Origin of the sequence: Bacteroides muris (ex Fokt et al. 2023), assembly GCF_024704895.1 — a bacterium.
GTDB lineage: Bacteria > Bacteroidota > Bacteroidia > Bacteroidales > Bacteroidaceae > Bacteroides > Bacteroides muris.
Map to the genome: position 1 here is coordinate 1 of NZ_JAMZEE010000034.1, position 19,650 is coordinate 19,650.

The following is a 19,650-nucleotide window of genomic DNA, read 5'->3' on the forward strand; positions in this document are numbered from 1 at the left end:
TACCAAAAGAATCGGCAACTTTTTCAAGCTGCCGATTCAACTGTTTCATGGCGTTCCTTATCCCGAACTCACGTTATTACGATTCTCTTCCTTCTTGAAGGAGAGGAAACCATGCGGGTGAAGTTGCACACGTTATTTAAGAAAGCGCTTTGGTACTTGGACCAAGGATGCTTTAGTCTGTGGTCAAGGCTGCTTCTGTCTGCTTTAGAAGATGTCCGGGCTTTATTTCAAGATTTATCTTCAGGCTGGATATGTATATCTTCAACTTGAATATTTATATCTTTAGGCTGAATATTTATATATTCAGGTTGAAGATAAACTTTGAAATATGCTCGATACTGCTTGTTAAGTAGGCTGAGCCGACTTTATGCCCTATTCTTGGCATCCTTGGTATTATAGGCTTGTCTGCTGTTGTCTTGTTCGTATCCCGGCAGTCTCACTATGCTTGATGTGGCAGATGTGGCCTTTGTTCGTATCTTGCACGGATTTTGCAGTAAATCTTTGCGCAAAATGAAGAACTAAATGCGCAAATTGGGATAAGAATGGGAAACGAACCCTCTATTTTTGCACATGCCAAAACTTAAAAAAGATATACTATGGGAAAAATTTGTTTGCGGATATGCTGTGCATTAGCTTTGGTCGTTTTCGTATCGGCTTCTCAGGCTTGTGCAGGGGATGGCGGTTCCCGAACCGCTGATATGCTTGTGCAGGCAGGTGGCAGAAACGTGGCTTGGATGAAGTCTCTTCATGACACACTTCCCGTATGCAAAGTTTCTATTCCGGGTACGCACGACAGTGGAACCGTCAAAGGAGGCCCTATGTTGAAAACGCAGTCAACGAATATTCCAGCCCAGTTGCAGCAGGGCATCCGTGCTTTTGATATTCGTTTAGAGAAGAAAAATGGTAAATTGGGTGTATTCCATAGCCATGCTTTTCAGGATATATATTGGGAAGACGATGTGCTTCCCGCTTTCATCGGTTTCTTGCAGGCACATCCTTCCGAAGTTCTGATTGTTTCATTGAAAAAAGAAGGGGGCGAGTCGCAGGATTATGCTTCTCTGTTGTCTGTTTCTTTGAGTATCCCTGCGCATCAGCGTTATTTCGTGATGGATTTTCGTCCGGAACTGACAGTGGGGGATTGCCGCGGAAAGATCCTGTTCCTGCATAGGGATTACGTCATGGATGATTATCCGGGAGCTGCATGCGTGGGCTGGAAAGACAACAGCACTTGCTTGTTGACCCTTCGCAATAGAGATGGAAAAGAAGGCTGTGTGCTGCTTGAAGATGAATATCAATATGAATCGGGCAAGGATGCCGGCAAGAAAACAGATGTCTCTATCCGCAACCTGGAACGGATATCTGCCGAACCGGTTTCTTCCCGTCAGTGGGGCATCACGTTTGTGAGTGCCACGGGGTTGCCTTTGGGAACTCCTAAGGTGTTTGCGGATAAGGTGAATGGGCCTGTAGCGGATTATCTGAAGAAGCAGGGTAAGCGGAATTGCGGCATTGTTTTTATTGATTTTGTCGGTGAGCTCGGTGGTAAGGCCTTGGTAGAATACCTGATTGATAGCAATGTTTGCGCAAAATGAAGAATTATATGCGCAAATATGGGTTTTAAAAAAGAACCGGTTTCCTAATTTTGTGCATGCTAAATGTCTTAAAATTATATACCTATGAAATTGTCAATAGATTTAGGAGGAACTAATATCCGGATAGCACAAGTAGAGGGTGGAAAGTGTCTGAATAAGGTGTCAGTACCTTGCTTGGCTCAGCAGGATGCTTCTACGGTGCTCAATCAGCTTTCTCAGCTCATTCGTAGTGTGATGACTGAAGAAGTGGATGGAATTGGTATCGGAGTTCCCTCAATCGTTGACCCCCAAAAGGGGATTGTATATAATGTCGCGAACATATCTTCCTGGAAAGAGATACACTTGAAGGAGGTGCTGGAGGAAGAGTTCAAAGTGGCAGTTGCTGTTAATAACGACTCCAACTGTTTCGCTCTGGGTGAATGCTTGTTTGGCGAGGGGCGCTCATTTTCCCACATGGTGGGTATTACTATCGGGACGGGTATCGGAGCTGGTGTGATTGTAGGCCGTCGTTTGTATTGCGGGCAATATGTAGGTGCGGGAGAAATAGGCTCGCTTCCTTATCTGGACAGTGATTTTGAACATTATTGCAGCAGTTTTTTCTTTAAGCGTTATGATACTACCGGTCTGCTGGCTGCCGAAAAAGCAGCGCAAGGAGAGCAAACCGCTCTGGAGCTTTGGAAAGAATTTGGCAAGCATCTGGGGAATCTTATGAAAGCGGTCCTTTATACTTATGCGCCGCAGGCTATAGTTTTAGGAGGCGGTATTGTGTCGGCTTTTCCTTTCTTTGAGGAAGCTATGGAGATTGAAATGCAAAGTTTCCCTTATAAAGTAATATTGGATAATGTGAAGGTGGTGGCTTCTTCTCGAAAAGATTCCAGCTTATTGGGCGCTTCTGCTCTGCCGGAATCGTATTTGTTGTAAATAAAATGGCTTTGATTGTAACGTAAAATCATATAGCGCATCGTTATATAATTTTACGTATATATAGAACATATTGGATATTTGTTCTTTTAATATTGATTATGTGACTCTGCTTATGACCTTTGTGGCAGAATTGTAATTATTATAATTATAAACTTTAAATTTTAATTGGATGAAACAAGTAAATCTTAGAATCTATCGAACGATTCTGACCCTACTGTTAGGGCTGTTCTTGTCGGCAGGTGCTTATGCACAGCAGATTTCTGTGAAAGGAACAGTAAAAGATCAGACTGGTGAACCTGTGATTGGTGCTAATGTGTTGGTAAAAGGAACGACGAATGGAGTGATTACGGACGTTGATGGGAAATTTGTGCTGCAAACTATGGAAAAAGATATTTTGCAAATAAGTTTCATGGGATATAAAACATTGGAAGTAAAGGCTTCGTCAGAACCGATTGCTGCTATTTTGCAGGAAGATACGGAACTGCTTGATGAAGTCGTTGTTATAGGTTATGGGACTAGTCGAAAGGAAGACTTGTCTACGGCAGTTTCTACCGTTAAAATAGATGATAAATTGAAAAGCCGCCCGGCTAATTTGGGGTCTTATCTGCAAGGACAAATGCCCGGTGTTATGATTCAGTCTAATGGTGGAGACCCGATGTCTGATGTTTCTTTGTCTATCCGTGGTCGCGGTTCTCGTGGTACGGACGATAACTACAATAGTGGTGATGGTGTGCTTTATGTAGTGGATGGCGTACCCGGTGCACCTTTCAGCATGGAAGATGTAGAAACCATTACCGTATTGAAGGATGCTGCTTCAGCTGCTATCTATGGAGCAAGTGTAGGTTCTGGTGGTGTAGTGGTGGTAACTACTAAGCAAGCTGCTGTCGGTAAGGTGAAGGTGAATATCAATATTTCCAAGAGTTTTAAAAATGCGATGAATTTGCCCGAAACCCTGACAGCTGAACAATATAATCAGGTATGGGCAGATGCGGTGAAAACGTATGGCGGTATAGCTAATCCATCAAGAAATCCCAATGTGTTTGCTTATGGTAATGTGACACGCACAGATTGGATGGATGCTATTTTCCGTACAGGTTCGTTGGAACACTATGCTTTGTCTTTATCCGGAGGTAGTGAGGTTATGAAAGGTTTTGCATCTTTTGCTTACGACAATGATAAAGGTATTATGCTGAACACATATTCACGCAAATTCTCTGCTAAGGGGAACATGGATTTCCAAATAGCCAAATGGCTGAAATTGAGTGAACGTGTTACTTATGAATATAAAAATGGCCAAGGTAATATCGGTACAGGACATGAAGGTGTATTGAATCAGGCTGTCTTTTTCCCTCGTTCGGCAACAGTGTATGATTATGATAAATCCGGTAACTTGATGACTGATGATCAAGGTAAGCCGCTTTATCACGGAACGGTTCCTCGCTGGGCTATTGACGAAGGTATCAGTAGTCCTTATGGTGAAATGAGAAATCCGGTGGCTACATTGCAACGTCTTAATCAGGAAAGACCTTCTACAAGAATCTATTCTACTACTTCTTTGGAATTGAAGCCTCTCTCTTCTTTGACAATCAAGAGTGATTTTACGGCAGGTTTGGATGTAAGACATGAAGACATATTCTCACCAAGGGTGCTCGAAGTGGGTCGTCCGGATTTGGACAACACTCGTGAGATGTCTAATACTTGGAATAGTAATATCCTATGGGAAACTATCGCCACTTGGGCGAAGGTATTTAACGATGTACATCACGTCAGCGCTATGGTTGGTTATTCTATGAAATATGAAAAATATAAATGGGATCGTTACTATACCAGCGGATACAATTTGGAAGATAGACATTCCATTACGAATGGACAGGCCGGTAATTGGAGCAAATACAAGCCGGAAGAAAGCATTTGGGAAGAATCTATGATTTCTGCTTTTGCTCGTATCGGTTATTCTTATGGCGACCGTTATTTTTTGACAGGAAGTTTGCGTAGAGATGCCACTTCAAAATTGTATAAGGATAATAATTCAGGTATATTCCCTGCTGTATCGGCATCTTGGAAAATATCCTCGGAATCCTTCTTTGAACCCTTGAAGTCGGTTGTCAGCATGCTAAAGTTGCGTGGTAGTTGGGGACAAGTCGGTAATGTGGCTTTGGTGCCTCGTTATTCTTGGAACGTTCCTTTGAATGAAGTCGAATGGCCTATTATCTATGGTCAGAATTTGAATCACATGGTTCAGAACGGTGTGTATGCCGGTTCTATCGGTACCAAAAATTTGAAGTGGGAAACTACAGAACAATATGGTATAGGTTTAGATATGGGCTTGTTCGATAACAGTTTGAACCTGACGGTAGATTATTTCAACAAACGTACGAAAGACCTGATTGAGGTAGTGCCGATGCCTTCTGTGGCTGGTGTGAAGGTAGACCCTTACGGAAATGTGGGAGATGTGGTGAATCGTGGTTGGGAATTAGGTGCCAGCTACAATAAGACAATCGGTGATGTTACTTTTGGTTTGAATGCCAATATATCTACTGTACATAATGAAGTTCTTGATTTGGGAGCTATGGGATATATGCAACACAATATTGTGTTGAACAGTTTGACTCCATTGCGTTCATCTGTTGGTAATCCTTGGTATTCTTATTATGTATTGAAGACTGATGGTATTTTCCAAAGCGAAGAAGAAGTAAAGAATTTTACTTGGAGAGATCCTGAAACTGGTATGACAAAGCTTATTCAGCCTAATGCAAAGCCGGGTGATTTCAGATATGTGGACTTTAATAACGATGGTCAGATTACTGATGACGATAAACAATATTTAGGCAGCTATATGCCAAAGATTACTTTTGGATTTGGTGGTAACTTGCAATACAAAGGTATTGATTTTAGCTTCCAATTTCAGGGAGTAGGTAAGTCGACCATTTATAACGGATTCAAACAGATGGGTTACACCGGTAGAGGACAAGGTGGTAATATGCTTGCTGATGTTCTTAATTCTTGGGATTACAATAAAACATCCGGTATTCCTCATTTGGCTTTGATTGAAGACGGAAATAACAACTATAGTAATCTTAACGATTTCTTTTTGGAGAATGGTAGCTATCTCCGTTTAAAAAACGTTACTTTGGGTTATACCTTGCCGAAGAATGCCATGCGAACCATTGGCTTGCCTGGCAGTACGTTACGTTTCTATCTGAATGGTGAGAACCTTTTTACTGCGACAGATTACAGTGGTATCGATCCCGAAGTAGGTAACTTCGGTTTGGATGGAGGTACCTATCCGGTAGCTCGATCATTCAGCTTAGGATTCAATTTTAGTTTCTAACTTTAAAACAACAGGAATATGATGAAAAAATATAAAGGTATAGCATTGTCTTGCCTCTTGGCATTTTCTACTGTAAGTTGCAGTGACTTCTTGGAATTCGACCCTTATGGATTGGAGGGCAGTACCAACTTTTGGAAAACGGAAGAAGACGTACAAAAAGCATTGAATGCTTTTCATGAATTTACTTATAATGAGGGCGTGACCGGACGTGGGTTCATGTGGCTTGAGAATTGTAGTGACAATATGGTGACTGGACGTAGCCAAGGAGAAGCGCAATCCATCAAGAATTTTCAGATGACTCCGGATAACGGTCGCGATCAAAAGGACACATGGCCTGCCATGTTCCAGCTTAATGCCAAAGCTAATGATGTGTTGCGTAATGTACCTGATATGTCTGTTTCTCAGGAGGTAAAAAATAATGCGATTGGTCAGGGCTATTTTTATCGTGGATTTGCTTATTTGTGGATTTGTCCGTTCTATGGTGACAATGGTCCCAACGGTGGTCTGCCTATTATTACGGAAAAAACACCGAGCGCTGAGATGGATAGTCCGCGTCCAGCATCGGTATTGGAAAATTACGACCAAATTATAAACGATATGCGTAAGGCTGGTGAATTGTTACCTTATCTCTCTGAATTGAAGAGTGAGGATTACGGCCGTCCGCATAAGGCTGCCGCATGGGCGTTTGCTGCACGCGCAGCTTTGTATGCAGCTCAATACGATGCTAAATATTACAATACTGTTATCGAGTTCTGTGACAAAGTCATTAATTTGTCTGGTAGTGACAAACGTGATTTGTTCCCTGATTTTACCAAACTTTTCCGTGAGGAAAATAATTTCTGTTCTGAATATCTTTTCTCTCTGCTTGGTAATGCTACTGAAGGCCCGAAATTTCATGGAATGTCTTTCCAAAATGGCGGGTGGGGACTCTATAATACCTGGGGATATTTCCAACCTACTTTGGAACTTTGGAAAGCCTATGAGAATGGTGACATGAGACGCGAAGCTACTATCCTTTATCCGGGCAATCACATCCAGTTTGTGGGGCAGGATGTAACTTGGGCGGTAGGTCGTTGGGGTACAACGAGTGATTCCGGTCTGACTTGGAGCAAGTTTATGTCTCCTTGGGAAGATGCTGATTGTATTGGTAAGAAGGTAAATACCAATGGAAATAATGCAAGTAATGTATTGGGTACTGTATTGATACGTTTTGCCGATGTGCTGTTGATGAAGGCAGAGGCACTGATTTGGAGCAAGGGCGAAGGTGATGCGGAAGCCGTAAAATTGCTGAATAAAATTCGTAAACGCGCTGGCTTGCCGGAAGATAGTAAGGCTACCAAAGCTCAGTTGAAAAATGAACGTCGTTGTGAATTGGCATTTGAATTCCAGCCTAGTCGTCACATTGACTTGGTGAGATGGGGAGATGCACAAGAAGTGTATGCTAAGCCGCTTCATGGGGTAAAAACCACTACTCATGCTGATGGTACGTATACCGTTGAAGAGGTGGAGATATGGCCGGCACGTACTTTTAACCCCAAAGTAAATCATGTGTTCCCTATTCCTGCAAAGGAAGTGGCAAGTAGCAAAAACTTGAAGCAAAATATCTATTAATTAATAAACTCATAATATGAAAACATATATTTGTCCTTATATCGTGTTGGCATTCCTTGCCGTATTGTTAGGAGGAAGTTTCTCTAATGCCAATGCACAGAACACTCGCTTGAAAGTCATTACTTTCAATGTTAAATCTTTCGAGATGGTGGATATGAGTAACCAAGTGCTTTTTGACGTTACTCCGTTTGCTGATTTCCTGAGAGATGAAAATGCTGATTTTATCATTCTGAACGAAATGGAGAATAGAAGCTCACGTCAGCAAAGAGATGGAAAATACAGAGATGTGGTGCAGGAATTGGCTGAAAAGTTAGGCATGTTCGGTATTTTTGGATACGCTTATAATTTAGGTAATAAAACAGGCGATAATCCGGAGGAGAATTATACTTATTGTATGAACGAATTATATGGTAATGCCATTCTAAGTAAGTATCCTATTCTGAGTTCTCAAGCCATGCAATTACCTCGGCCGACAGGATCTGCAGACCAACGTGGAGTATTGGTTACAGAAGTGGTAATGCCTACAGGAGAAATGATAAGAGTGGTAGCCACCCATTTGGATCATATTGGGGGACAAGACGAACAAGCACAATTGTTGATTTCTGATAAAGTAATCAATGACAATGTGCCTACTATCTTGGCTGGTGACATGAATTCGAGTCCTTCCAGTTCTGCTATGGAAACAGTGAAAACTAAGTTTGATATTATTTCAAATACTTGGGTTGATTATATTTTTGCTTCTAAGGGCGATTGGAAAAAAATTAGTGAATATGTGAAACAATCTGGCAACTTATCTGACCATAATGCGATGATTTCAGAGATTGAATTAATAAAAAAATAAAGTTATCGGAATATGAAAAAGTATTTGTTATATACTATTGTAGTGTTGGGGATTGGTTCTATGCTTACTACCTCATGTCTTGAGGAAAATTTAGGTGTTGGTAATATCAAACAGGAAATGCAAGGTGGTGAAGGATGGAACAAAAATAAAACCATTGAAATTTATTACCTTACTAATTTGTCTGATGCAGTCATGGGAGCTGTTCCGGGGGTTATTGATTATTTCAATGGTTTGGGTAACGCTTGTTCTTTAGGGGTAATAGACCGTGTGGATGTATTGGGCAACAATAATATTGCTACCGAAATTGCTTTCAAGACATCACGTTTCTCCAGTTATGCGTTGAATAAAGTGTATATGAATGGAACAGATATAGCTACACAAGGTTCACTTTTGTTGTTCAATCATAAGATTAATTCAGAAGAAGGTTTTAAGATTACGAATGATTGCTATATTAAGTATATCAATGTAATGACTAAGACTACTACCGAAAATCCGATTGATATTCTCGTGCCTTTCAGTACAGTACGTTTCAGTAACAAAGAGCAGATTGCAGCTGCTTCTACAGCGTTTACCACATTGAATGATAATCAGCATGCTTTTATTATGGTTGGAACTGTAAAAAAAGATTTGGTGGAAGATTTGAAGAATGTGGCAGAAGGATTGGAAGGTTGTGCTTTCACAGAAGTGGCAAAGAATCCGGCTGCTGATTATGTTGTTTTTATGACGGGTAGAAAGTCTTGGGTATTACGTGAAACAACGGATGCTTTGGTAAGTGGCGACTTAAATGCTTATCGATTGTCGATAGAAGCCGGTGTAGAATAATAAATAAAACAGACCTCATTGCCATTGGTCTAATCTGCAAGGGTTGGTGTGCGTGGCATATCGGCTCTTGCAGAATTTTTTTATATTTGCGGACAAAAAGAGTAAAAACAAAGAGATAATTAAAATCTGCCTTGATGAAACTGAAAAAACTGTTATATGCAACTTTGGCATGTATGATGTGCGGGGGATGCACTTCCGACAAACAATTATTGCCGGTGGATTATGTAAATCCGCTGATTGGTACTGGTTTTCATGGGCATACCTATCCGGGAGCGACAGTGCCTTTTGGGGCAGTGCAACTGAGTCCTGATACGCGTGCCGGAAATTGGGATGCTTGTGCTGGCTATCATTATGATGATACTACATTGAAGGGATTTTCGCATACCCACCTCAGCGGTACGGGCTGTATCGACTTGGGGGATGTCTTGTTCCGTCCCACTACACAGCAACTGGATTTATCGGCTGAAACAATTTGCCAACCTGCTACTTTCAGTCATAAAGAGGAAGAGGCATCCGCAGGATATTATTCCGTAATCCTGAAGGAAGAAGGCATAAAAGCAGAGTTGACAGCTACAGCGCATGTCGGTGTGCACCGCTATACGTTTCCGGTAGGAAAGGAAGCATCTGTCATCATAGACTTGGCACACTTGCTTGATAACGAACATATCTATGAGGCTACACTGAAGCAAACAACAGACCATGAAGTTGCCGGTATGCGTAGAACAAGAGGATGGACAGATAATCAGTATGTTTATTTTGTAGCACAATTCTCAAAACCTTTCAAGAGTGTAGACTTTATACAGGATAGAAAAATAGTGCCGGCAGATGCCGGACTGACCGGTACCGATTTGCAGGCTGTGGTTACATTTGTCGGTGATGACAATGAACCGGTGGTAGCTAAGATAGGATTGTCTGTGGTGAGCGAAGAAAATGCCCGTAAAAATCTGGAAACAGAGGTGAAGGGGTTTGATTTCGATGCCGTGCGTACTGCTGCCCGTTCCGCTTGGGAACAAGCCCTCTCTGCCATTACGGTAGAAGGCGGCAATACGGATGATTTGCGGAATTTTTATACAGCTTTGTATCATGCGATGGTGGTGCCGAATGTGGTGAGTGATGTCAATGGTGAGTATCGCCGACACGATATGACCATAGGGCGGATGCCGGAAGGCAGGAAACACTATTCCACTTTCTCCTTATGGGATACTTTCCGGGCATGGAACCCGTTGATGACACTGGTGAATGCCGAACTGGTGAATGACATGATTAACTCCTACCTTGATATTTATGATGCTTCGGGCGAACTTCCTATCTGGCCCCTTTCGGCCGGGGAGACGGGAACGATGATTGGCTATCATGCCGTTTCAGCCATTGCGGATGCTTATATGAAAGGCATTCGTGGATTTGATGCCGAAAAGGCATTGGCTGCTATGATAGTTTCTGCTGAAAAGAACGAAAAAGGAGCAGATTACTATGTGCGGAACGGCTTTATTCCTTCAAATATCAAAAGAGAGTCAGTTTCTTGCTTGTTGGAATTTGCATATGATGATTGGTGCATAGCTCGTATGGCAAAAGAAATGGGAAAAGAAGATATTTATGAAACATTTATTGCACGTTCGCAGAATTATGTGAATGTGTTTGACGGAGCTACCAAGTTCTTCCGTCCCAAACGAATGGATGGCAACTGGGAAACGCCGTTCAGACCGTTGGCGGTGGGACGCGCTTACACGGAGGCTACCGCTTGGCAATACCGTTTCTTTGTGCCGCACGATGTAAACGGTATGATGCAACTGTTTGGCGGCAAAGAGGAGTTTGTTATGGCACTCGACTCTATATTTTCTTCGGACTTGAAATTGGAGGGAGAACTTTCGGACATCACAGGTTTGATAGGTCAGTATGTACATGGCAATGAGCCCAGTCATCACATTACTTATTTGTATGACTACGTTGGGCAGCCTTGGAAGACTCAGGAGATGACACGTCGGTTGCTTCGTGAAATGTATGCGCCGACTCCCGAAGGTATCATCGGTAACGAAGATTGCGGACAGATGTCTGCCTGGTATATCCTTTCAAGTTTGGGATTCTATTCCGTATGTCCCGGTAGTAATGAGTTTGCATTGACCACTCCGCTGTTTGAAAAAGCGGTGATGAAACTGACAAACGGAAAGACACTGTCCGTGCTTGCCAATAATCCGCAGAAGAATGTTTATATCAGCAAAGTAGAGCTGAATGGAAAACTGATAGAAGGTAACTTTATCACCTACAATCAATTGATGGAAGGAGGGGAACTTCGCTTTACGCTGACTGACAAACTCGATATGACACGAGGAGTTTCGGAAGAGTCGGCGCCTTATTCTTATACGAAGGAAAAAGTGGTGTCTATACCTTATGTAGACAGAGACTTGAATCTGTTTATGGATAAGGTTACGGTAGCATTGGCTACGGCAACTGCAGGAGCAGAAATCAGATATACACTGGATGGAAGCGAACCGACAGAGCTGTCTTTGCTCTATGAGAAGCCGTTGGAGCTGGATAGGACAATGCCTGTTAAAGCAAAAGCGTTTAAGGAGGGATTCCGTTCAAGCAATACACTCTCTATCGTGGCTACCAAGGCAGAGATGAAACCGGCGCTTGCCGTGCATCCCGTGCAGAATGGTACTTCTTATAAATATTTTGAAGGCACGTATCGGAAAGTGGCGGATATAGAAAGGACTCCTATGGTGGATGCCGGAATCATGCCGGAACCTTCCATCAAGGAGGCTAAACAAGAAGACCATTTCGGATATATCTTCTCTGGTTTAATAGAAGTGCCTGAAGATGGAATCTATACTTTCATGACCCGTTCGGACGACGGCAGTGTATTGTATATCGGTGATGAGGTGGTGGTGAATAATGATGGTTCTCATGCTGCTATTCCAGCTACTGGGGCTGTTGCCTTGCAGAAGGGATTTCATACTTATAAACTGTATTACTTTGAAGATTATGAAGGGGAGGAACTGAGTTGGGCATGGAAACTTCCTTCGGCGCAAGATTTGTCGCCGATTCCTGCTTCTGTATTGTATGTGAAATAATAAATTACGATTACCATGAAAAAAATAGCTTTATTACTTTTCCCTATTTTGCTTGCATCGTGTGGGCAGGGGAACCAGACGGCAACTGCCGTGCTGGAACCTATGAATGTGATGTCTTTCAATATACGTTATGACAATCCGGAAGACAGTCTGAACAACTGGCAGTACCGTAAAGACCGTGCAGCCAATGCCATCCGTTTTTATGATGCGGATATTGTAGGTACGCAAGAAGTACTACACAATCAGTTGCAGGATTTGCAGCAACGTCTTCCGGAATATGGGGTGATAGGCGTAGGGCGCGAAGACGGTAAGGAAAAAGGAGAATATAGTGCACTTTGGTATAAGAAGGAACGCTTCGAGGTACTTGATTCCGGTACATTCTGGTTGAGCGAGACACCTGAGGTGCCCGGTTCCAAAGGCTGGGATGGCGCCTGTGAACGTGTGGCTTCGTGGGCGAAACTGAAAGATAAGATTTCGGGCAAAGAGTGCTTGGCTTTAAATACACATCTGGATCATGTAGGTGTTGTGGCACGTCGTGAGGGAATCAGCCTTATTTTGGATAAGGTGAAAGAACTGGGCAACGGGATGCCGGTGGTTGTTACCGGGGATTTTAACTCTACACCAGAGTCGGATGTCATCAACCATATCACTAATCCGGAAGGTCCGGAACATCTGACAGATGCACGTACGGTATCGCCCGTGGTTTATGGACCGGCATGGAGTTTCCATGATTTCGGTAGTATTCCCTACGAACATCGTCCGCTGATAGATTATGTGTTTGTGGGCAACGGAGTGAAGGTTTTGAAGTATGGAGTGTTGGCCGAGACGGAAAATGAAGCTTTCTTGTCGGATCATGCACCGGTACTGGTGACAGTGGAATAAGTGGAATAAGAAAAAGAAAGATTGCAATGAAAAGAATAGCAAAGATAAGTATATGGGTACTTTTGGCAACTGTACTGTTGCCTGTCAGTACATCGGCACAAAGCCGTCGTGACAAAGAACAGACTTATGTGTTGGAACAACCGTATGAGGTGACTCGAATAGTATCTCCGCAGGGGAAAAAGATAAAAAATGTTGTCCTGATGATTGGCGATGGTATGAGTCTAATGCATGTATATTCAGCATGGACTGCCAATCGGGGAAAACTTTTTCTGGATAATTGCCAGACAGTGGGATTGTCGAAGACCTACTGTGCCAATAAATTGATTACTGATTCCGGGGCTGGTGGAACGGCTATTGCTACCGGGCAGAAAACCAACTATCACTATGTAGGGGTAGACCCGGAAGGACGTCCTTTGCAGTCTTTAGTCGACTTGGCTTCCGCTAAAGGTAAGTCGACCGGACTTGCAGTGACCTGCCGTCTTTGGGATGCCACTCCTGCTGACTTTTGCTGTCACAACAAAGATCGGGATGCAGAGGAAGATGTGGTGACAGGATATGTGGATTGCAAAGCTGATTATGTGTTTGGTGGAGGTGCACAATTCTTCGAGAACCGCAAAGACGGACGCAACTTGTTTGAAGAATTGCGTGAGAAAGGATTCCAGACACCCCGTACATGGGATGAACTGGCTGCTATCGGGAGCGGAAAGGTATTTGCAGTGCCCTATCCGAAAGATACGCCTCTTCCGGCAGAGCGGGGTGACTTGCTGGCACGTGCATCCTTGAAAGGTATCGAATTACTGAGCCAGAACAAGAAAGGATTCTTTATGATGATAGAAGGTTCGCAGCTGGATGATTACGGACACTTCAATGACTTGGATTTGCTGATGCAGGAAACGCACGATTTCGATAGGACTATCGGTGCTATCTATGAATGGGCAGCCAAGGATGGGGAAACGTTGGTAGTGGTGACTGCCGACCACGAAACCGGAGGACTTACGCTGGTGGACGGTGACTTGAAACAAGGTAAGATTGTATGCAAGTTTTCTACCGGTAGCCATAGTGGTGTGATGGTGCCTGTATATGCTTTCGGGCCCGGAGCGGAGGAATTTACCGGAATTTACGAGAATACGGCTATTTTCGACAAAATAAAGAAATTGCTAAAATTATAATCAAATAACTATTTCCCATGTTGAAACATATTTTACTGCTAGGTTTGTTGTCTCTTTCGGCCGGTTCGTTGCTGAGAGCTCAGAGTTGTGGCAATGACGAGAAGTATCATTTGCCTTATAAGAATACGTATGTCAAAGAACCTTTGGTTACGGAGAACGAATATCGCGTGGCCAAACCGGAAACCATTGAGCCGAAAAGTTTCGAGGAAGCCCGGCAGATTCTTCCTAGTCCCATTTGGAACGGACATGACAAGGAACTTGAAATGTATTGGAAGGCATGGGAAATAGCTATTGGTAATATTCGGGCTCCTCAGGCGGGCTCGGGTTTTGTATCAAGCTATTTGGATACAGCTTATAATGGTAATATCTTTATGTGGGATTCCTCTTTCATTCTGATGTTTGCCCGTTATGGCACCCGTTTTTTCCCTTTCCAGAATACGCTGAACAACTTTTACGCCAAGCAGCATCCCGACGGTTTCATTTGCCGTGAAATAAAGGCAGATGGTGCCGATTGCTTCGAACGCTATGACCCGGTGAGTACCGGACCGAATCTGATGCCTTGGTGCGAGATGGTCTATTTTCATCAGTTTGGTGATACGGAACGCCTGCACAAGATATTTCCGGTACTTTGTGCTTATTATAAATGGTTGAAGTTGAACCATACTTGGCGAAATGGAACCTATTGGTCAAGCGGATGGGGAACTGGCATGGATAACATGCCTCGTGTTTTGTCGGAATACAGCCCTATCTATAGTCACGGACACATGATTTGGCTGGATACAAACTTGCAACAATTGTTTACGGCTAATTTGCTGCTTGAGATGGGATTCTATTTGGAACGTTGGCAAGAAATAGAAGAGTTTGAAGACGAAGCCAAAATGCTGGGAAAATATATCCATGACAATCTTTGGGATGAAAAAACGGGTTTCCTTTATGACCAGTATGCTGATGGTACGCTCTGTACAACTAAGGGAATAGGTGCCTATTGGGCTCTGTTTACTGATGTATTGGATGCTGTACAATTGGACCGCATGGTGAAAGAATTGGATAATTCTGCTACATTCAACCGGAAGTACCGTATTCCTTCTTTGTCTGCCGATAATCCCAAGTATAAGGAGAATGGCCGTTATTGGCAAGGAGGTGTATGGCCGGGAACCAATTACATGGTGATGCAGGGCCTTGTGCAGAAAGGTTACGGTAAACTGGCACGGGAGATTTGTTTGAATCATTATGCCCAAGTATTTGAGGTCTATAAGAAAACTGGAACTTTTTGGGAATATTACGCTCCGGAAAGTGCTGAGCCGGGATTTATGGCAAGGGATAATTTTGTGGGTTGGGCAGGACTTCCTCCTATTGCCGAATTGATAGAGTTTATTATCGGTATTCGGGGAGATTATGCCAAAAAGCAGATTGTCTGGGATATGAATTTGACGGAGACTAATGGTATAGAACGCTATCCTTTTGGTCCCGAAGGGCTTATCTCCTTAAAAGCTGAGGCACGCCGTTCGGCAAGTGATGAGCCTCGTATTACAGTAGATTCTAACATCGATTTTGAACTGTGTGTACTCTATGGTGGAAAAGAGAAAAAGATACATGTGACATCCGGTAAGCATACCTATTAAAGAAGACATCGATTATGAAAAACAATATGTCAAGACGCCAATTTCTGAAGACTGGCGGACTTGCTTTGGCTGCTATGACTTTTCAGCCCGCTTCAGTATTATCTTCATCAGTGACTTTGAACCAGAGATATGTTTCTTTGCGTCCTGCTGTAGGCAAAAGGTGCTTTGTTTCGAAGGCGGTGGATGCCGCCATTGAAGAAGCGAAGCCTAAAATAAAGGACGAAAAATTGCGCTGGATGTTCGAGAACTGTTTTCCCAATACGCTTGATACTACCGTCAGATATAGAGTGAAGAATGGCAGACCGGATACTTTCGTCATTACGGGAGATATAGATGCCATGTGGCTGCGCGACTCTTCTGCACAAGTATGGCCCTATCTGCCGTTGATGAAGAAAGATAAGGAATTGCAGCGGATGGTGGCAGGACTTGTCAACAGACAGACTGAATGTATCTTGATAGACCCATATGCCAATGCCTTTAACGACGGACCGTTAGGCAGCTATTGGGAAACCGACCATACACAACATATGGTGAAGGAATTGCATGAACGCAAATGGGAGATAGATTCTTTGTGCTATCCCATTCGTTTGGCCTATCATTATTGGCAATACACGGAAGACACGTCTGTGTTCGATGAAAATTGGCATAAAGCTATGCTGTTGGTGGTTAATACCTTTAAAGAGCAACAGAGGAAACAAGGCTTGGGGCCTTATAGCTTTACGCGCGATTGCGACCGCCCTACAGATTCGCAGATTAACAACGGATGGGGAGCACCGGTAAAGCCGGTCGGCTTAATCGTTTCTTCTTTCCGTCCGTCAGATGATGCTACACAATACGGTTTTCTGATTCCTTCTAATATGTTTGCGGTTGTGTCATTGCGCCAATTGGCTGAGATAGAGGATAAAGTTTATGGAAACAAGGACTTCTCTGGCAAATGTATAGCACTGGCAGATGAAGTGGATGCAGCTATCCGCAGGTATGGTACTTTCAATCATCCGGTTTGTGGACGTATTTATGCTTTTGAGGTCGACGGTTTTGGTAACGCGCTTTGTATGGACGATGCCAATGTACCCAGTTTGCTGGCTGCGCCTTATCTGGGTTATTGTTCTTTTAAAGATGCGATTTATCAGAATACCCGTAAAATGATATGGAGCGGCAATAATCCTTATTTCTTTAAAGGAAAAGCCGGTGAAGGGGTAGGAGGTCCTCATGTGGGATTGAATTATATCTGGCCGATGAGCATCATTATGAAGGCTTTTACAACGGATGATTCCGAAGAAATACGTGCTTGTCTGAAGCAACTTCGTGATACGGACGGAGGGACGGGCTTTATGCATGAATCTTTCCATTCGGAGGATGCCGCGGACTTTACTCGTTCCTGGTTTGCTTGGACAAATACTTTGTTCGGTGAACTGATACTGAAAACAATCAAGGAATATCCCAACTTATTATCCCAAATACTATGAAGATAAGATATTGGTTACTGGCTATGTCATTCATTTTTCTCTCTTGTGGGAGAGGGGCTGATGATGTAGCGGCAAACTATGGTATTATACCCATGCCGAATGAACTTGCTCCAATGCAGGGAATGTATGTCCTGCAAGGGGAAAAAACAGTGGCTGTCCCTTCCGGGGAAGCCGCGATGAAAGTTTTTCATTATTTGGAGAATGCGTTGAAAAACACTTCTGTAACGTTGAAGGGTATTTCGGAAACGGGAAAGGCCGATATTTGCTTATCTATAGATAATTCCTTGCCCGATGAGGCCTATACATTGGAGGTTTCTTCCGATAGGATAAATATATCTTCCAATGAAACTGCCGCAGGATTTTTTTATGGTGTCCAGTCTTTGCTGCAGCTCATGCCGGCAGCCATTTATGATGGTGACCGGAAATGCGAGGAAAAGATTAGGATTCCTGCTGTCAGCATTACGGATGCTCCCCGTTTCCCTCATCGTGGGGCTATGATGGATGTAGGACGTAATTTTCTGCCAAAAGAGGAAGTGCTGAAGTTTCTTGATTTGATGGCATTCTATAAATTGAATAAATTCCATTTTCATCTGACGGATGACCAAGGATGGAGAATAGAAATAAAGAAATACCCGAAACTGACTGAAATAGGTTCTTATCGTAAACATACTCAGATAGGACACTCTGATTATTATTTTCCACGGCGTTACGATGGAAAAGAAAAGAGGGGTTATTATACGCAGGAAGAAATAAAGGAAATTGTGAAGTATGCATCCGACCGTTTCATTACGGTCATTCCCGAAATTGAAATGCCGGGACATGCATCCGCTGCACTGGCTTCCTATCCGGAACTTTCTTGCGGACTGGGAAAGACTTATGTGGTGCGTGATTATTTTGATGTTTTTGATGAGGTTTATTGTCCCAAAGAGCATACATTTGAATTCCTGGAAGATGTACTGACAGAGGTCATGGAACTCTTCCCCAGCCATTATATCCACATAGGTGGGGATGAGTGCCCCAAGAAAGCGTGGAAGAAGTGTACCCATTGCCAGCATTTGATGAAGCGGGAAGGTCTGCCCAACGAAGAAGCTCTGCAAAGTTGGTTTATTCATCGGATAGAGCAGTTTGTGAACAGTAAAGGGCGTGACATCATCGGGTGGGATGAGATTCTGGAAGGAGGGCTTGCCCCTAATGCTACCGTCATGTCATGGCGTGGCGAGAAAGGAGGTATCGAAGCGGCTCGCCAACGGCATAAAGTCATTATGACACCCGGCAAAAAGTGTTATTTGGATTACTACCAGGAAAGTCCGGAATTCGCTCCGTTGGCTATCGGCGGTTTCCTTCCATTGGATACGGTGTACAATTATAATCCGCTTCCTGCTGAACTGACTCCGGAAGAACAAGCTTATATAATAGGTGTACAAGCCAATATCTGGGGAGAGTACATACAGACTCCCGAGTATTTTGAATATATGGCTTTCCCCCGTTTGCTGGCTATGTCAGAAGTGCAATGGACACAGCCTGAACATAAGGACTTCGAGTCGTTTGCCTGTAGGCTGGATAAGGAGTTTGAACGATTGGATTATTGCGGAGTGAATGCCTGCCGCAACTTCTATGAAGTCAATCAGACAGGTGCGTGGAACAAGTCGCGGCAGACTTATGAGGTGACTTTGAACACCTTCTGTCCGGATGCCGATATTTACTATGCGGTAAATGATTCGACAGTCAACACTTCATCTTCCCTTTATAAGAATCCGATACCGTTGAATGAGGATGCAACTGTTTATTCGGCAGTTTACAGAAACGGTAAGCTGTTGGGGCAAGTGACTCGCAAGAGTTTTGCTGTAAACAAGGCAACCGGATGTGACTATACTTGTAATCCTGAAGCAGGATGGGAACACTTGAATAAAGGCTTTGGGCTGACTGATGGACGACGTGGCTATGCCCGTGATATGCGTCGCTGGATAAGCTTTTACCAGGATAGTGTGCAGATTGTAGTGGAACTGAAGAAACCTCAGAAAGTCAAGGAAGTTGCCTTTTCTTCTTTATGGAGACCGGTAAATGAGATATGGCCGGCAAGAGCGATGAGTGTTTCTGTCTCAATGGATGGTCAGACTTTTATTCCGGTGGGCACTAAACGGCTGACCTATGATTTTACTTTGACGGAAGGCACCCGTTTCCCGGTATCTCTTTCATTTGCCGAGACGGAAGCTGCATTTGTCCGCTTGGAATTATTGAGTGGTGGCTTGTGCCCGAAAGGATATTTTCATGAAGGGTTGCAGAGTGAGTTGGCAATAGATGAAATAGAAATATATTAATCTCAAG

Annotated in this window: 12 protein-coding genes; all 12 read left to right on the forward strand. The window is 43.3% G+C overall.

Annotated features, from left to right (window positions below):
* Nucleotides 1–596 precede the first annotated feature (596 nt).
* The 12 genes from M1B78_RS13085 (at nt 597) to M1B78_RS13140 (ending at nt 19,643) form a co-directional block, all read left to right on the forward strand.
* Nucleotides 597–1,589 (forward strand): phosphatidylinositol-specific phospholipase C, encoded by a 993-nt coding sequence (locus M1B78_RS13085; protein ID WP_257940910.1) that lies wholly within the window; start codon nt 597–599, stop codon nt 1,587–1,589.
* Nucleotides 1,590–1,673: 84 nt separating this feature from the next.
* Complete coding sequence (locus tag M1B78_RS13090; RefSeq protein ID WP_257940911.1) at nt 1,674–2,510, forward strand: ROK family protein; 837 nt, start codon at nt 1,674–1,676, stop codon at nt 2,508–2,510.
* Nucleotides 2,511–2,682: 172 nt separating this feature from the next.
* A complete protein-coding gene (locus M1B78_RS13095) occupies nt 2,683–5,844 on the forward strand; it encodes a SusC/RagA family TonB-linked outer membrane protein (RefSeq protein WP_136009083.1) in 3,162 nt (1,053 codons plus the stop codon).
* Nucleotides 5,845–5,865: 21 nt separating this feature from the next.
* A complete protein-coding gene (locus tag M1B78_RS13100; protein ID WP_136009115.1) occupies nt 5,866–7,455 on the forward strand; it encodes a RagB/SusD family nutrient uptake outer membrane protein in 1,590 nt (529 codons plus the stop codon).
* Between the two features lie 16 nt (nt 7,456–7,471).
* Entirely contained in the window at nt 7,472–8,296 is an 825-nt protein-coding gene (locus M1B78_RS13105) for an endonuclease/exonuclease/phosphatase family protein (RefSeq protein ID WP_136009082.1), read from the forward strand.
* Between the two features lie 12 nt (nt 8,297–8,308).
* A complete protein-coding gene (locus tag M1B78_RS13110) occupies nt 8,309–9,118 on the forward strand; it encodes a hypothetical protein (protein ID WP_257940912.1) in 810 nt (269 codons plus the stop codon).
* Between the two features lie 134 nt (nt 9,119–9,252).
* Nucleotides 9,253–12,186, forward strand: a complete 2,934-nt coding sequence (locus tag M1B78_RS13115) for a GH92 family glycosyl hydrolase (protein WP_257940913.1) — start codon at nt 9,253–9,255, stop codon at nt 12,184–12,186.
* Nucleotides 12,187–12,201: 15 nt separating this feature from the next.
* Nucleotides 12,202–13,068 carry an endonuclease/exonuclease/phosphatase family protein gene (locus tag M1B78_RS13120; protein ID WP_136009079.1) on the forward strand — a complete coding sequence of 289 codons (867 nt, stop codon included), beginning with the start codon at nt 12,202–12,204 and terminating at the stop codon, nt 13,066–13,068.
* Nucleotides 13,069–13,094: 26 nt separating this feature from the next.
* On the forward strand, nt 13,095–14,237 hold the full coding sequence (locus tag M1B78_RS13125; protein ID WP_257930699.1) for an alkaline phosphatase: 1,143 nt from the start codon (nt 13,095–13,097) through the stop codon (nt 14,235–14,237).
* A gap of 17 nt (nt 14,238–14,254) precedes the next feature.
* Nucleotides 14,255–15,859, forward strand: a complete 1,605-nt coding sequence (locus tag M1B78_RS13130; RefSeq protein WP_136009077.1) for an MGH1-like glycoside hydrolase domain-containing protein — start codon at nt 14,255–14,257, stop codon at nt 15,857–15,859.
* 14 nt (nt 15,860–15,873) lie between these two features.
* Nucleotides 15,874–17,325, forward strand: a complete 1,452-nt coding sequence (locus M1B78_RS13135) for a glycoside hydrolase family 125 protein (protein ID WP_257940914.1) — start codon at nt 15,874–15,876, stop codon at nt 17,323–17,325.
* Nucleotides 17,322–19,643 (forward strand): glycoside hydrolase family 20 protein, encoded by a 2,322-nt coding sequence (locus M1B78_RS13140; protein WP_257940915.1) that lies wholly within the window; start codon nt 17,322–17,324, stop codon nt 19,641–19,643. The genes M1B78_RS13135 and M1B78_RS13140 overlap by 4 nt, the downstream gene beginning before the upstream one ends.
* Nucleotides 19,644–19,650 lie beyond the last annotated feature (7 nt).

Bases quoted from the DNA above. Each gene is read 5' to 3' on its own strand.
- M1B78_RS13085 (WP_257940910.1), top strand. From the start codon at position 597: ATGGGAAAAATTTGTTTGCGGATATGCTGTGCATTAGCTTTGGTCGTT.
- M1B78_RS13090 (WP_257940911.1), top strand. From the start codon at position 1,674: ATGAAATTGTCAATAGATTTAGGAGGAACTAATATCCGGATAGCACAA.
- M1B78_RS13095 (WP_136009083.1), top strand. From the start codon at position 2,683: ATGAAACAAGTAAATCTTAGAATCTATCGAACGATTCTGACCCTACTG.
- M1B78_RS13100 (WP_136009115.1), top strand. From the start codon at position 5,866: ATGAAAAAATATAAAGGTATAGCATTGTCTTGCCTCTTGGCATTTTCT.
- M1B78_RS13105 (WP_136009082.1), top strand. From the start codon at position 7,472: ATGAAAACATATATTTGTCCTTATATCGTGTTGGCATTCCTTGCCGTA.
- M1B78_RS13110 (WP_257940912.1), top strand. From the start codon at position 8,309: ATGAAAAAGTATTTGTTATATACTATTGTAGTGTTGGGGATTGGTTCT.
- M1B78_RS13115 (WP_257940913.1), top strand. From the start codon at position 9,253: ATGAAACTGAAAAAACTGTTATATGCAACTTTGGCATGTATGATGTGC.
- M1B78_RS13120 (WP_136009079.1), top strand. From the start codon at position 12,202: ATGAAAAAAATAGCTTTATTACTTTTCCCTATTTTGCTTGCATCGTGT.
- M1B78_RS13125 (WP_257930699.1), top strand. From the start codon at position 13,095: ATGAAAAGAATAGCAAAGATAAGTATATGGGTACTTTTGGCAACTGTA.
- M1B78_RS13130 (WP_136009077.1), top strand. From the start codon at position 14,255: ATGTTGAAACATATTTTACTGCTAGGTTTGTTGTCTCTTTCGGCCGGT.
- M1B78_RS13135 (WP_257940914.1), top strand. From the start codon at position 15,874: ATGAAAAACAATATGTCAAGACGCCAATTTCTGAAGACTGGCGGACTT.
- M1B78_RS13140 (WP_257940915.1), top strand. From the start codon at position 17,322: ATGAAGATAAGATATTGGTTACTGGCTATGTCATTCATTTTTCTCTCT.